The organism is Uliginosibacterium sp. 31-12, assembly GCF_030548425.1.
Classification (GTDB): Bacteria; Pseudomonadota; Gammaproteobacteria; order Burkholderiales; family Rhodocyclaceae; genus Uliginosibacterium; species Uliginosibacterium aquaticum.
In genome coordinates this window covers 63,409-76,619 of the sequence record NZ_JAUOOA010000012.1, presented here as the reverse complement: position 1 = coordinate 76,619, position 13,211 = coordinate 63,409, and the positions used below count along the sequence as shown (strand labels likewise).

Below are 13,211 nucleotides of genomic sequence, written 5' to 3'. Positions count from 1 at the left end.
ACGTGCAGGATGTGTATACGTCCGCAGTGATGGACGAAGCCTGATCCCTCGTTCATGCTTTGCCCGGAAGGCGGCGCGTTCTGCGCCGCCTTTTGTTTGGAAGCCGAATGCCCCTGACCCCGTTGCTGCTCGTTCTGCTGGCCGCTCTGATTCATGCCAGCTGGAATCTGATTGCCAAGAAATCCGGCGGCGACGCCCGCTTTGCCGTGCTGACCTGCCTGACGCTGGCCGTGGTGTGGGCACCGCTGGGGGGCTTCATGGCCTGGCGCGATGCCGGTGCTTACGGAGCGCTGCAGTGGGCCCTGATCGTCGCCAGTGGCGTGCTTCACATCGTCTATTACCTGTGCCTGCTGCGGGGCTATCGGCTGGGTGATCTGTCGGTGGTGTACCCCCTGGCGCGCGGCACCGGGCCGCTGATCACGGCACTCGTTGCAACGAGTTTCATGGGCGAGAGCCTGCGTGCGCTGGGCTGGTTCGGGGTGGCGGGAATTGTTGGCGGCACTTTGCTGATTGCGGGGGGCCCCGCCCTGTTGAGCAGGCTGCGCGCCCAAACCGATTCGGTGTCCGAGCAGGCACGGCTGCGCGCCGGTCTCGCGTACGGCGTATTGACGGGCATTTTCATTGGCGCCTATTCCTTGCTGGATGGCTATGCCGTCAAGCATGCAGCGGTGTCGCCGATCCTGCTCGACTACCTGGGGAACCTGGCGCGCTTGCCACTCTTGCTGGGCTTGATGCTGCTGACGCAGCGTGAAGCCGTGATGAGCCTGCCGGCGTACTGGCGCCAGATGTGGAAGCCGGCTTTGCTGGTCGGCGCGATTTCTCCGGTGTCGTATGTCATGGTCCTGTACGCAGCGACCATGGCGCCGCTGTCGCAGGTCGCACCGGCGCGTGAGTTGTCGATGCTCTTTGCTGCCTTGCTGGGCGGCCATCTGCTGGGCGAGCGCGATGCCCCCATCCGCCTGCTCGGCGCAAGTTGCATTGCGCTGGGCGTGCTGCTGCTGACCCAATCCTGAACCGGAATCATCATGCTTGAACGTTTGCTGGCCCCCGTCTTCGTCCTGCTCTGGAGTACCGGTTTCATCGGTGCGAAATTTGGTCTGCCTTATGCCGATGCTCTGCATTTCCTGAGCGCCCGCTATGTGCTGGTGATCGTCTTCATGGGGCTGGCGGCGTTGATCTTCCGGGCGCCCTGGCCGCGCGATCCGCGCCGGGTGCTGCACATTGCGGTGGCGGGTGTGCTGATCCAGGCGACCTATCTGGGCGGGGTTTTCGTGGCCATCCAGCAAGGTCTGCCAGCAGCGCTGACCAGCCTGATCGTGGGCTTGCAACCCATCCTCACCGCGCTGGCGGCTGGCATTCTGCTGGGCGAACGGGTCACTGGCCGCCAGTGGCAAGGCCTGGCTTTGGGTTTCATCGGTGTGCTGCTGGTGGTGAGCAATAGCCGCAACCCCGGCCTCAATCAGGCCTGGCAATGGTCAGCATTGTGGCCGGCGGTGATTGCGTTGCTGGGCATCACCTTGGGCACGCTGTACCAGAAGCGTTTCTGCCCGCATTTCGATCTGCGCAGCGGGGCGGTGATCCAGTTTGCCGCCAGCCTGCTGGTGACCCTGCCGTTGGCCCTCAGCTTTGAACCGCGCAGCATCGAGTGGACGAGTAGTTTCTGGTTCGCGCTGCTGTGGCTGGTGCTGATGCTGTCGGTGGCGTCGATCAGCGTGCTGAATCTTTTGATCCGGCGCGGCTCGGTGGTGAAGGTGACGAGCCTGTTCTATCTCACCCCGGGCGTGACGGCCTTGTGCGCCTGGCTACTGTTTGACGAACGCCTCGGAGCCTTGGCCCTGCTGGGCATGGCGCTGGGCGCGTTCGGGGTGTGGCGCGCCCGCGCCAGCTGAGTCTCAGAGCGGCTGGATGCGCGCCTGATTGCCGGGCACATTGAGCCAACGCGTCAACATGCGGTAGACGTCGGCATCGAAGCGGCGGGGCGGTGGGCTGGCCAGCAGTTCGGCCAGAGTGGTCTCGTCGCAGGCACTGCCGAGGCGGCACCAGTGATCGAAGACCTGGACTTCACTGCGCTGAGTGCCTTCATGGGTTTCCGCCAGCAGTACAGCACCACGCCAGGGCCAGGCCGTGAGGCGCAGGGCTGCCATCACGGTCGCCAGGCGCAGATCGTGTACGCGGGTGTCTTCGCGGCCCACGCAGACGCCGTGGCAACGCCCCAGATGTACTGCCTGACAAGGGCCACCACCCACTTCCAGACCGATCCGGCTGGCGCACAGCTTGTGTTGGCGGGCCAGCTCCTGCAGCGCGGTGCGTGCTTCGCGTTCGCCACGGAAGCAGCCGGAGATGTCGGTCCAGCCGGCCGGGTCCGTGCCGCTCAGATCGGCCAGTTCCAGTACCGGCGCTTTCAGGCTGTGGCGCAGCCAGCGCCAGCCAAACGCGGCAGTGGCCGGCTGCTCGCGCAATTCGCGGGCTAGCTGCAACTCTTTGAGCTGGGCGCCGAATTCGCCAGCGCAGGGGAAGCTTGCCACGTCATGCACTGCTGCCGCGATCTTCTTGTTCTTGGCGCTGGCGCGCCCGGCGGTGAAGAAACCCAGCACCTGTGAGCGCAGATCGCGAGCGCGACCAATCTCCAGCACCTGCCCGGTGGTGGAGCGGAAGACGTAAGCGCCGGGGCTGTCCGGCAGGGCTTCGAGATCGCCGATCGGCAGGCGTGGCACGCTGCTGGTGGCAAAGGCCTTGTCCCAGGCGCGCTGCAGGCGTTCGCTGTCGGCGCGCCCGCGTGCGTCCTGCAGGAATTGCCAGACGATGCGCGCGTCATCCAGTGCGCGGTGGCGGGCATCGATGGTGTAGCCATGGCGCGCGATGATGGCATCCAGCCCGTGTTTGGCGAACTCCGGGTCGAGGGCCCGCGAGAACTTCACTGAGCACATCACCGGTGCATCCCAGGCGAGACCCAGTTGCTCGAAGGCGGCACGCAGGAAGTTGTAGTCGAAGCGTGCGTTGTGGGCGACGAAAACGGCATTCGCGAGCTTCTCGCGCACGCTCTCGGCTAGCGCCGAGAAGCCCGGCGCATCGGCCACCATCGCGTCAGTGATGCCGATCAGTTCCTGGATGCGTTCCGGGATCGGCATGCCTGGATTGACCAGGCTGCTCCACTGCTCGATGAGTTCTCCGTCCTCAACGACAAGGATTGCGATCTCGGTGATGCGGTCACGGCTGGGGTCGGCGCCGGTGGTTTCGAGGTCGACGATGGCGAGGCGGGGGAAATGCATGCGGTGTCGGGCATGGGGAGCAGTGGATCGGAGCGTATGAGGCCCGACTTGCCACTCCCGCAAACATCATTCCTGAGAGAAATACGGATAGGCTTTTTGCGCCACTTTCGATTCGGCATTGGCCTGCTGCTCAGCGGGCGCTTGCGGCTTGTCCCACCACAGGGCGCGGCCTTTCTGCTTTTCCTGCAGCTCTTCCGGATGCTGCTCGAGCCAGCTGTTCATGAACTGGGTGAATTCGGAAACGTAGGGCATGGTCTTCTCTCTCTGTTTCTTGGGGGTCAGCGTTTTTCGGCGGCTTTGTCGCCGTTGCGGTCGCGCACGATGCGCACCACATCCGGGATGTGGCGCACCGCGCGCATGATGCGTGCGAGATGCGGGCGGTTCTTTACCTGGATGGTGAAGTGGATGATGGTATCGCCACCATGCTCGCTTTCCATGTTCACATTCTGGATGTTGGCTTCCTGATCGGCGATCGCCGAGGCCACGCGGGCCAGCACGCCACGGCGATGGTGGATCAGCACGCGGATGCCGACATCGAACAGGCGATCGCCGCCAGCCTCCCACTCCACGTCCACCCAGCGGTCGCGCTCGGAGGAGTGATTGCGGGTCAGCACCGGGCAATCGTTGAGGTGTACTTCTAGCCCCTGATCCTTGCGCAGCAGGCCCACGATCGGGTCGCCCGGGATTGGCCGGCAGCAGCGCGCCATCTGTATCGCCATGCCCTCGCCACCCTGGATCAGCACCGGAGTGGGGGTGCGCGGGCGGGCCGGTGTTTCGCCGTCACTGATGGCCTTCTCCTCCTGCAGGTCGGCCAGGCGCCGCGCCACCATCGCGGCCAGGCGCTTGCCAAGGCCAATGTCGGTGAAGATCTCCTCGCGCAGCTTGCACGAGAACTCCTTCAGGAAGCGATCCCAGGCCGTGGTGCCGATATCCGACAGGTGCAGGCCGATGTGCCGCAGAGATTGCGAGAGCAGGCGCTCACCTAGATGAGTGGCCTCTTCCTGATGCACGGTCTTCAGGAAGTGGCGGATCTCGGCCCGTGCCTTGCCAGTGCGTACATACGAGAGCCAAGCCGGATTCGGGTGGGCATGCTGGGCAGTGGTGATTTCGACCTGGTCGCCATTCTTGAGCTCGCTGCGCAGAGGGCGCAGCTCGCCGTTGATGCGGCAGGCCACGCAGCGGTTGCCCACATCGGTATGAACCGAGTAGGCGAAATCGACGGCGGTGGCGCCGCGCGGCAGGTTGCGGATTTGCCCGGCCGGGGTGAACACGAAGACTTCGCCCGGAAACAGGTCGATTTTCACGTGCTCGAGGAATTCGGAAGAGTCGCCCGAGGTGGATTGCAGCTCGAGCAGGGATTGCAGCCAGTTGTGCGTTTTGTGCTGCAGATCGGACAGGGATTGCGCCGTGCCATCCTTGTACAGCCAGTGCGAAGCCACGCCGGATTCGGCTACGGCGTGCATCTCGTTGGTACGGATCTGTACTTCCACCGGCAGGCCGTTGGGGCCGATCACCGTGGTATGCAGGGACTGGTAGCCATTAGCTTTGGGCAGGGCAATGTAGTCCTTCATCTTGCCCGGCACCGGCTTGTAAAGCTCATGCAGGGCGCCCAAGGCGAGGTAGCAGCCGGGGATGTCCTTGACCAGGATGCGGAAGCCGTAGATATCCAGCACCTGCTCGAAACTGAGGCGTTTCTCGAGCATCTTGCGATAGATGCCGAACAGATGCTTCTCGCGTCCATACACCTCGGCATCCACGCCCCAGACCGGCATGCGTTCACGGATGCTGGTCATCAGGCGCATGATCAGCTCGCGCTGATCCCCACGCACGGCCCGCAGAGCCTTGCCCAGCACGCGATAGCGCATCGGGTGGGTGTTCTTGAAGGCCAGTTCCTGTAGCTCACGGTAGAGCGTGTTGAGGCCCAGGCGATTGGCGATCGGAGCGAAGATTTCCAGCGTTTCGCGTGCAATCCGGCGGCGCTTGTCCGGCCGCACGGCGTCCAGCGTGCGCATGTTGTGCAGGCGGTCGGCCAGCTTGATCAGGATCACGCGTACGTCGCGGGCCATGGCGAGGAACATCTTGCGATAGTTCTCGGCCTGGGCCTGCTGATAGGTCTGGGATTCGATGCGGTCGAGTTTGGAGACGCCATCGACCAGCTCAGCGGCCGTCTTGCCAAACTGTCCTTCGATGTCGGACTTGGTGACGTGCGAATCTTCCATCACGTCGTGCAGCAGGCCGGCGATCAGGGCCTGGGCATCGAGGTGCCACTGTGCGAGGGTTTCCGCTACGGCCAGCGGATGGAAGACATAAGGCTCTCCGCTGATACGGAACTGCCCGGCGTGAGCATGCGAAGCCAGCTCAAAGGCGGCTTCGAGGCGTTCGACATCTTCGGGCTTGAGATAGCGCGCAGCCTGGGTACGCAGGCGGGCGAACTCTACGGCTTCGTCGAAGCCGTTGTCAGCCGCTGCGCCGAACATGCCCGAGGTGGGCAGGGCCGGCTGCGGCGGGCTGAGTGGGGCAAGAGGCCTGGGCTCCATCGATTGCTCTCCGGGTGCTGGCGACAGGCCCCTGTGGGGCTCAGGACTGACTGCGGGTGAGCAGTTCGCGGCCGAGTTTGCCGGCAGCGATTTCACGCAGGGCCACGACGGTGGGTTTGTCGCGTCCGGCTTCCACCAGCGGGGTATTGCCGGCGGTGAGCTGGCGGGCGCGGTAGGTTGCAGCCAGGGTCAGTTCAAAGCGGTTGGAGATCATGTGCAGACAGTCGTCGACCGTGATGCGGGCCATGGCGGAATCCTTTTTCGTCAGACAGCGGGGAGAAAACTCAGCGGGTGGCGCGCTCGGACAACTGCGGTGCGCAACCGTGCACAGCGCACGACACAGCACAGCTCGTCGAGCGCGACCTGCAAGTCATTGTTAATTATAACGTAGTCGAAGTGATCTACCTGACGCATTTCGTCCTCGGCCGCCGCAAGGCGCTGCGCGATGACTTCTTCGCTGTCCGTACCACGCCCGCGCAGGCGTTTGCCGAGCACGTCGAAGCTCGGTGGTTGAATGAAAATGCTCACCGCGTCCGGGAAAATGTTGCGCACCTGGGCCGCGCCCTGGCAGTCGATTTCCAGCAACACATCATGCCCGGCGGCGAGCTGTTCCTCCAGCCAGGGGCGCGAGCTGGCGTAGAAGTTGCCATGAACTTCGGCCCACTCCAGGAATTCACCCCGATCGCGGCGGGCAAGAAAGTCGGCCGAGCTGGTGAAGTTGTAATGCACGCCATTCACCTCGCCTTCGCGCGGTGCACGGGTGGTGAAGGAGACAGACAGGCGCACGGCCGCATCGCGCGAAAGGAGGGCGCGCACCAGGGTGGTTTTGCCGGCACCGGAAGGCGCGGCGACGATGAAGAGGCTACCGGACATGGCTTACTCCAGATTCTGCACTTGTTCGCGCATCTGCTCGATGTAGACCTTGAGATCGACCGCAATCTCCGTAAGTTGAGGTGAGACGGCCTTCGAGCCGAGGGTGTTGGCTTCGCGATTGAGCTCCTGCATGAGGAAGTCCAGACGCTTGCCGACGGCACCGCCCTTGCCGAGTACGCGTTCGACTTCGTCAAGGTGGGCGTTCAGGCGGGTGATTTCTTCGGCCACGTCAGCGCGTTGCGCAAACAGGGTCACTTCCTGGCGGATACGGTCCTCGTCCAGCGAGGCCACTGCTTCGCGCAGGCGCGTGGTGAGCTTCTCGCGGTATTCGCTTACGGCGGCTGGCACGATTGGGGCGGCTACGGCCACGCGCTCGCGGATCAGGCCGACACGCTCGCGCAGCATGGCCACCAGCTTCTCGCCTTCGCGGGCCCGCGAAGCGCGCAGTTCGCCCAGTGCAGCGCGGGCAATCTCATGCACGGCAGCGGTGAGGCGCTCATGATCCAGGCCTTCCTCGGCGAGCACGCCAGGGTAGCGGAGGATCTCTGCAGTGGACAGCGGACTGGCATCCGGGAAGCTTTCACGGACCCGGTTTTGTGCGACGCGCAATTGTTCCAGCATGTCGCCGTTGATGGAAAGCCCGCTGTTTCCGCTTGCCACCGCCTGTAAGCTCATGCGGCATTCGATCTTGCCGCGTGATACGCTGGCGTTGATCTGTTCGCGGACGATAGGCTCCGCAAAGCGCAGATCTTCGACGATGCGGAACGCCAGATCCAGGTAGCGGGAATTCACGCTACGCAGTTCGATCTGAAGAGAAGCTTTGCCCACGTCGCGCGAAAGCGCGGCGTAGCCGGTCATGCTGAATACCATGGGAACTTTCCTGGACAGGCGACCGCCTTTACTTGCCGCAGCCAAAGCCTGAGAATTGATTGAACGCGGATCATAACGCCCGGATACATGCCGTCTCAAGTTAATAGCGCCCTGCCGCCCGGCTTTCAGCTGGAGCAATACCGTATCGAGCAACAGCTCAGCTTGGGCGGGTTTTCGATCGTCTATCTGGCGACGGATCAGGACGGCAAGCCGGTCGCGATCAAGGAATACCTGCCGAACTCGCTGGCGCTGCGCAAGGGCGGCGAGATTGAGCCGCAGATCGATGAGGAGCATCAGGCCGCCTTCCGTTACGGCATGAAGTGCTTCTTCGAGGAAGGGCGCTCGCTCGCGAAGCTGATGCATCCGAATGTGGTGCGGGTGCTGAACTTCTTCCGCGCCAACGGCACCGTGTACATGGTCATGCAGTTCGAGCGCGGCCGTACCCTGCAGGACTTCATCCAGCGCAACAAGGGGCATATCAAGGAGCGTTTCATTCGCGGCGTGTTCACCCGCATGCTCAATGGCCTGCGTGAAGTGCACTCGCACAAGCTGCTGCACCTCGATATCAAGCCTTCCAACATTTACCTGCGCAACGATGGCACGCCGGTGCTCCTCGATTTCGGCGCTGCCCGCCAGACCCTGGCGCAGGATCAGCCGATGTTGAAACCGATGTATACCCCGGGTTTTGCGCCGCCCGAGCAGTTCAATGATCGCGAACATCTCGGTCCTTGGAGTGATATCTACAGCACTGGTGCGGCGATGTATGCCTGCCTGGCGGGTGTCGCACCCCAGCGCTCGGACGAACGCCTCAAGAAAGACCTGATGGAGCCGGCCGTCAAACGCTGGCCTGGTCAGTATTCCCCTCATCTGCTGCAGACGATCGACTGGTGCCTCAATCTCGATCCGCTGCAACGCCCGCAAAGCGTGTATGCACTGCAGAAGGAACTCCTCACCCGTACCCGCTTCATCGCCCATGAGGCACCTACGACCGTGCTCGGCAAGGTGATGCACCGCCTGCGAGCCCTTACAGGTAAAGCATGAAGTTCACGATCTACCAGGAAAGCCGCCCCGGTGCCCGCCCCAACAATCAGGATCGGGTGGCCTACAGCTATACACGCGAATCCTTGCTGCTGGTGGTGGCTGATGGCATGGGGGGGCATCTGCACGGCGAGATTGCTGCCCAGATCGCTGTGCAGTACATCATCGAGTCCTTCCAGCGTGCGGCCAAGCCGCTGGTGCAGGACGAACTGATGTTCCTCTCGCGTTGCCTCGGGAATGCCCATGCTGCGATCCAGGACTACGCCTTCGACAAAAGCCTGCCGGAAGCGCCACGCACCACCATCGTTGCCTGCCTGATCCAGAACAGCGTGGCGTATTGGGCGCACGCCGGTGATTCGCGCCTCTATCTGATCCGCCGTGGCCGGATTGCCCAGCAGACCAAGGATCACTCGCGTCTGCAGATGATGCTTGATCAGGGCCTGATCGACGAAGAGGCCGCTGCCCGCCATCCGGCGCGCAACCGTATCTTCAGCTGCCTGGGCGGCACCCACTCACCGCAGATCGAGTTTTCCTCGCCGGTGCCGCTGTTTGCTAACGACCTGCTCGTGATGTGTACCGACGGAGTGTGGGGCAATCTCACCAATGAGGATTTCATCGACCGTCTCGGCGACAGCAATATCCTCGATACCTCGCCCCGCCTGCTGGATCTGGCCGAGAGCCAGGGCGGCCTGACCTGTGACAACCTGTCGATGCTGTCCATGCGCTGGCATGATGATTACGCCGATGAGCAGGCTTCGACGATCTCCACCGAGACCATGCCGGCCGATGGCATCACCACCAAGATGGAAGGTTTCGCCCGGGGCCGCCATCATGAAGCTGGCAGCCTGAGCGACTCGGATATCGAGAAGGCAATCGACGAGATCAACCTCGCGATCCAGAAGTATTCCAAGTTCGACCCGGGTAAATAAGGCGTCCGGCTACTGCGCGAACGGGGCCTGAAACTGCGATGCTCGCAGTACTCTAGTACGGCTGCGCTTCTCCTTTCAGTCGCCGTCCGCTCGCTACGCCGGCTGCCTCATTTACAGCCTTGGCGTTTTCGTAGGGCGCAATCGAAGCGAAACGCTTTGCGCCGCCTGTTTTCTACCTTTCAACAATTCCGACATTCCATCATGCGCCCCTCCAAACGCCTCCCCGACCAGCTGCGCGATGTGCGCATCACCCGCCACTACACCTGTCACGCCGAAGGCTCGGTGCTGATCGAGTTCGGCAACACCAAGGTGCTGTGTACCGCTTCCGTTGAAGAGAGCGTGCCGCCCTTCCTGCGCGGCAAGGGTGAGGGTTGGGTCACTGCGGAATACGGCATGCTGCCGCGCTCCACGCACACCCGCATGGCCCGCGAAGCGGCGAAGGGCAAGCAGAGTGGCCGCACCCAGGAAATCCAGCGTCTGATTGGCCGCAGTCTGCGTGCGGTGGTTGATCTGAAGGCGCTCGGCGAGCGTCAGATCACCATCGACTGTGATGTACTGCAGGCTGACGGCGGGACGCGCACGGCCTCCATCACGGGCGCCTGTGTGGCGCTGTACGATGCCTTGCAGGGACTGGTGGCTGCCGGCAAGCTGGCGCACAGCCCACTGAAGGACTGGGTGGCAGCGATCTCGGTGGGCCTGTTCGAGGGCGAAGCGGTGCTGGATCTGGATTACCCGGAAGATTCTGCCTGCGATACCGACATGAATGTGGTGATGACGGGCAGTGGCGGCTTCGTCGAAGTGCAGGGTACGGCAGAAGGCGCGCCCTTTGCGCGTGCCGAGCTGGACAGTCTGCTGGCCTTGGCCGGTGCGGGTATTGCGCAGTTGGTCGAGCTCCAGAAGGCCGCTGTCGCGGCCTGAACTTTCTGTCCGCGTTAGAATCCGAACCCGGTCTATTTTTTCGAATCTGCCCATGAGCATTTCACCGAGCGAACTCTTCGAACGCAACCGCGCCTGGTCACAGAAGGAGCGCGACAACGATCCGGAGTATTTCTCCCGTCTGGTCCAGCAGCAGAGCCCGGAGTTTTTGTGGATCGGCTGCTCGGACAGCCGCGTGCCGGCTAATGAGATCATCGGTTTGGCGCCGGGTGAGGTTTTTGTGCACCGGAATATCGCCAATGTGGTGGTGCACACCGACCTGAACTGCCTGTCCGTGATCCAGTATTCAGTCGATGTGCTGAAGGTGAAGCACATTCTGGTGGTGGGGCACTATGGTTGTGGTGGGGTGCGTGCGGCGATGGATAACGTTCGCGTGGGCTTGGCGGACAACTGGTTGCGTCATGTTCAGGACGTGCGTGACAAGTACCGCAGCTGGTTGGCTGGGATCGACGACCCGCTGCAGCGTTGCGAGCGCCTGTGCGAACTCAATGTGGCCGAGCAGGTGCTCAATGTGAGTGAAACCACGGTGCTGAGGGACGCTTGGGCGCGGGGTCAAGATGTGGCCGTGCATGGCTGGATCTACGGGCTCGCCGACGGTATCGTCAGCGAACTGGGCAGCAATCTGTTGCGCGAAGATGATGCCCATGATGTGTATGAGGCCACCGTCGCTCAGATTATGCAGCGCAGCTGAATGTGGCTTTCGTGCCGGGTGGCGGTGCCGCCCGGCCCCGTGGCGCAAGCCGGGCATGAGCTGCGGTTATACTCGGCGAAATTTTCCCAGGGGTTCCTGAATGTCCAGTCAAATCAGTTTCCGTCATGCGCAGCGCGGCAGTACGGCTTCAGGGCTGCTGGTTGGCTTGCTGATCGGCGTGCTGATTGCTGCAGGCGTGGCGCTCTACATCAATTTCGGCCCCAAGCCTTTTGTGACCAAGGTCGAGCAGGCGCCGCGTCCTGCCGCCAGTGCGCCGGCAGTCCAGAGCGCGCCGATCGCGCTGCCGGGAAAACCGGGCGATGCACCGGTTGAAAAGCCCAAGTACGATTTCTACAAGATTCTGCCTGGTGGCGAGGCGGCTTCGGCTCCGGTCAGCAACAAGCCGGCGGAGGCGCCTGCTGCGGACAAGATCTTCCTGCAGGCTGGCGCCTTCCAGAATCCCTCTGACGCCGACAATCTGAAGGCCAGATTGGCTTTGCTCGGCATCGAATCGAACGTTCAGCGCGTAGATCTGTCCGAGAAGGGCATTTTCTATCGCGTGAGGCTTGGCGCTTTCGCCACGCCTGATGCAGCGGACGCGATGCGCGCCCGTTTGCTCACAGAAGGAATCGAAGCCAGTGTAGTCAAGGCCAAGCCCTGAACCGCACTCATCCCAGCCTATCCGGAGACCCAGCATGCAACGTCGTAGCACCCTCAAAGTCCTTCTCGCCGGCCTTCTCGCCGGTGCCAGCCTGATTGCTCATGCCGAGGGCGTGAAGGAACTCAGCCCGCCGCAGCCAACCCTACCGGCCGGCCAGATCGAAGTGATCGAGTTCTTTTCCTACGGCTGCCCGCACTGCAGCAATTTTGAGCCCCTGCTGGTCAAGTGGCGTGCCCAGCAGAAGCCGGACGTGGTGGTCAAGAAGGTGCCGGTTTCTTTCGGGCGTGCCGAATGGGCCGCACTGGGGCGTCTGTACATCACCCTGAGTGCCCTGGGACAAGCTGACAATCTGACTCCGGCAGTATTCGAGGCGGTACACAAGGATCGCATCCGCCTGGAAGATGAAAAGGTGCGTAATGACTGGCTCGCCAAGAAGGGCGTGGACGTCAAGAAATTCAATGACACCTGGCGCTCGTTCAGCGTGGATGCTCAGTACAAGCGTGCTGAACAGATGTCGGTGAGCTACAAGGTCATGTCGGTGCCGAATCTGGTGGTGGCCGGCAAGTATCTGGTTGAAGGCGGTGATCCTGCTGGCCTGAGCACTGTGGATGGCCTGATCGCCAAGGTCCGCGCCGGCAAGTGAGTCTGAAAGTCTTTATCACCGGCGCCTCCAGTGGCATCGGCGCCGCACTGGCGCGCGCTTATGCCGCAAGGGGGGCGAGCCTGGGCTTGCTTGGGCGCCGTGGCGAGGCGCTCGAAGCCTTGTGCGCCAGCCTGCCGGGCGAACATCTGGTGCTGGTGGCTGACGTGGCCCGTCCTGAGGAGCTGGCTGCTGCCGCACGCAGTTTCATGGCGCGGTTTGGTGTGCCGGATGTCGTGATTGCCAACGCGGGCGTGTCTGCTGGCACGCTCAGCGAGGAGCAGGGCGATCTGGCTGTGTTCGACGGTATCCTGCGCACCAATCTGCTGGGCATGGTGGCTACCTTTCAGCCTTTTATTGTGCCGATGCGGCGTGAGCGGCGCGGTCAGCTGGTCGGTATCTCCTCGGTGGCGGGGGTGCGTGGTCTGCCTGGTGCCGGGGCCTACAGTGCTTCCAAGGCGGCCGCCAGCCGCTATTTGGAGAGCTTGAGGGTCGAGCTGCGGGGCACGGGAGTCAAGGTGAGCGAAATCCGCCCCGGCTATATCCGGACGCCGATGACCGATGTGAATACGTATCGCATGCCCTTCATCATTGATGCGGACGAGGCCGCCCGACGCTTCATCCGGGCCATTGAGCGCGCACCCGCGCGGGCCACGATTCCCTGGCAGATGGCCATCGTGGCGCGCCTGCTGGCCGCGTTGCCGAGTTTTCTGTATGACCGTTTTGCAGCCCGCGCCGGGCGCAAACCACGTGGCCTTAAGCTCTGA

The 13,211-nt window shown here is 62.8% G+C and carries 14 protein-coding genes and 1 pseudogene; 9 read left to right on the top strand and 6 right to left on the bottom strand.

All coding sequences use genetic code 11. The annotated features are described in order from the left end of the window. Positions 1–107 precede the first annotated feature (107 nt). On the top strand, positions 108–1,013 hold the full coding sequence (locus Q3Y64_RS18205; protein WP_101940662.1) for an EamA family transporter: 906 nt from the start codon (positions 108–110) through the stop codon (positions 1,011–1,013). A gap of 12 nt (positions 1,014–1,025) precedes the next feature. Continuing rightward, positions 1,026–1,889: a DMT family transporter gene (locus tag Q3Y64_RS18200; protein WP_101940663.1), complete on the top strand. Its 864-nt coding sequence runs from the start codon at positions 1,026–1,028 to the stop codon at positions 1,887–1,889. 3 nt (positions 1,890–1,892) lie between these two features. Here the strand turns inward: Q3Y64_RS18200 and Q3Y64_RS18195 are convergent, their stop codons facing one another. From Q3Y64_RS18195 to Q3Y64_RS18170, 6 genes and pseudogenes are all read right to left on the bottom strand, one after another. Next, positions 1,893–3,269: an exonuclease domain-containing protein gene (locus Q3Y64_RS18195; protein WP_101940664.1), complete on the bottom strand. Its 1,377-nt coding sequence runs from the start codon at positions 3,267–3,269 to the stop codon at positions 1,893–1,895. Positions 3,270–3,335: 66 nt separating this feature from the next. Then, positions 3,336–3,521 carry a DUF3460 family protein gene (locus tag Q3Y64_RS18190; RefSeq protein ID WP_101940665.1) on the bottom strand — a complete coding sequence of 62 codons (186 nt, stop codon included), beginning with the start codon at positions 3,519–3,521 and terminating at the stop codon, positions 3,336–3,338. A 26-nt stretch (positions 3,522–3,547) separates the two neighbouring features. Then, positions 3,548–5,746, bottom strand: a complete 2,199-nt coding sequence (locus tag Q3Y64_RS18185; protein WP_101941017.1) for a bifunctional (p)ppGpp synthetase/guanosine-3',5'-bis(diphosphate) 3'-pyrophosphohydrolase — start codon at positions 5,744–5,746, stop codon at positions 3,548–3,550. Positions 5,747–5,879: 133 nt separating this feature from the next. Then, a pseudogene (gene rpoZ / locus Q3Y64_RS18180) lies at positions 5,880–6,053 on the bottom strand (DNA-directed RNA polymerase subunit omega); the annotation flags it as partial. Positions 6,054–6,070: 17 nt separating this feature from the next. Next, positions 6,071–6,679 (bottom strand): guanylate kinase, encoded by a 609-nt coding sequence (gene gmk, locus Q3Y64_RS18175; protein ID WP_101940667.1) that lies wholly within the window; start codon positions 6,677–6,679, stop codon positions 6,071–6,073. 3 nt (positions 6,680–6,682) lie between these two features. Beyond that, a complete protein-coding gene (locus Q3Y64_RS18170) occupies positions 6,683–7,549 on the bottom strand; it encodes a YicC/YloC family endoribonuclease (RefSeq protein ID WP_101940668.1) in 867 nt (288 codons plus the stop codon). A gap of 87 nt (positions 7,550–7,636) precedes the next feature. Here Q3Y64_RS18170 and Q3Y64_RS18165 point away from each other — a divergent pair, with 87 nt between their 5' ends. The 7 genes from Q3Y64_RS18165 (at position 7,637) to Q3Y64_RS18135 (ending at position 13,211) form a co-directional block, all read left to right on the top strand. Continuing rightward, a complete protein-coding gene (locus tag Q3Y64_RS18165) occupies positions 7,637–8,590 on the top strand; it encodes a serine/threonine-protein kinase (protein ID WP_101940669.1) in 954 nt (317 codons plus the stop codon). Further along, a complete protein-coding gene (locus tag Q3Y64_RS18160) occupies positions 8,587–9,516 on the top strand; it encodes a PP2C family serine/threonine-protein phosphatase (RefSeq protein ID WP_101940670.1) in 930 nt (309 codons plus the stop codon). The genes Q3Y64_RS18165 and Q3Y64_RS18160 overlap by 4 nt, the downstream gene beginning before the upstream one ends. 201 nt (positions 9,517–9,717) lie before the next feature. After that, complete coding sequence (gene rph, locus Q3Y64_RS18155; RefSeq protein ID WP_303564081.1) at positions 9,718–10,434, top strand: ribonuclease PH; 717 nt, start codon at positions 9,718–9,720, stop codon at positions 10,432–10,434. Positions 10,435–10,486: 52 nt separating this feature from the next. Continuing rightward, the gene (gene can, locus Q3Y64_RS18150) at positions 10,487–11,143 is read left to right on the top strand and encodes a carbonate dehydratase (protein WP_170022227.1); all 657 of its coding nucleotides are present in this window, start codon (positions 10,487–10,489) and stop codon (positions 11,141–11,143) included. 100 nt (positions 11,144–11,243) lie between these two features. Continuing rightward, a complete protein-coding gene (locus Q3Y64_RS18145) occupies positions 11,244–11,804 on the top strand; it encodes an SPOR domain-containing protein (protein ID WP_303564077.1) in 561 nt (186 codons plus the stop codon). A gap of 34 nt (positions 11,805–11,838) precedes the next feature. Continuing rightward, complete coding sequence (locus tag Q3Y64_RS18140; RefSeq protein WP_101940674.1) at positions 11,839–12,447, top strand: thiol:disulfide interchange protein DsbA/DsbL; 609 nt, start codon at positions 11,839–11,841, stop codon at positions 12,445–12,447. Then, positions 12,444–13,211 carry an SDR family oxidoreductase gene (locus tag Q3Y64_RS18135; RefSeq protein ID WP_216821621.1) on the top strand — a complete coding sequence of 256 codons (768 nt, stop codon included), beginning with the start codon at positions 12,444–12,446 and terminating at the stop codon, positions 13,209–13,211. Before Q3Y64_RS18140 ends, Q3Y64_RS18135 begins: the two co-directional genes overlap by 4 nt.

Excerpts from the sequence above, each read along its gene's own strand:
- Q3Y64_RS18205 (WP_101940662.1), top strand. The coding sequence starts at position 108 with ATGCCCCTGACCCCGTTGCTGCTCGTTCTGCTGGCCGCTCTGATTCAT.
- Q3Y64_RS18200 (WP_101940663.1), top strand. The coding sequence starts at position 1,026 with ATGCTTGAACGTTTGCTGGCCCCCGTCTTCGTCCTGCTCTGGAGTACC.
- Q3Y64_RS18195 (WP_101940664.1), bottom strand. The coding sequence starts at position 3,269 with ATGCATTTCCCCCGCCTCGCCATCGTCGACCTCGAAACCACCGGCGCC.
- Q3Y64_RS18190 (WP_101940665.1), bottom strand. The coding sequence starts at position 3,521 with ATGCCCTACGTTTCCGAATTCACCCAGTTCATGAACAGCTGGCTCGAG.
- Q3Y64_RS18185 (WP_101941017.1), bottom strand. The coding sequence starts at position 5,746 with ATGTTCGGCGCAGCGGCTGACAACGGCTTCGACGAAGCCGTAGAGTTC.
- gmk (WP_101940667.1), bottom strand. The coding sequence starts at position 6,679 with ATGTCCGGTAGCCTCTTCATCGTCGCCGCGCCTTCCGGTGCCGGCAAA.
- Q3Y64_RS18170 (WP_101940668.1), bottom strand. The coding sequence starts at position 7,549 with ATGGTATTCAGCATGACCGGCTACGCCGCGCTTTCGCGCGACGTGGGC.
- Q3Y64_RS18165 (WP_101940669.1), top strand. The coding sequence starts at position 7,637 with ATGCCGTCTCAAGTTAATAGCGCCCTGCCGCCCGGCTTTCAGCTGGAG.
- Q3Y64_RS18160 (WP_101940670.1), top strand. The coding sequence starts at position 8,587 with ATGAAGTTCACGATCTACCAGGAAAGCCGCCCCGGTGCCCGCCCCAAC.
- rph (WP_303564081.1), top strand. The coding sequence starts at position 9,718 with ATGCGCCCCTCCAAACGCCTCCCCGACCAGCTGCGCGATGTGCGCATC.
- can (WP_170022227.1), top strand. The coding sequence starts at position 10,487 with ATGAGCATTTCACCGAGCGAACTCTTCGAACGCAACCGCGCCTGGTCA.
- Q3Y64_RS18145 (WP_303564077.1), top strand. The coding sequence starts at position 11,244 with ATGTCCAGTCAAATCAGTTTCCGTCATGCGCAGCGCGGCAGTACGGCT.
- Q3Y64_RS18140 (WP_101940674.1), top strand. The coding sequence starts at position 11,839 with ATGCAACGTCGTAGCACCCTCAAAGTCCTTCTCGCCGGCCTTCTCGCC.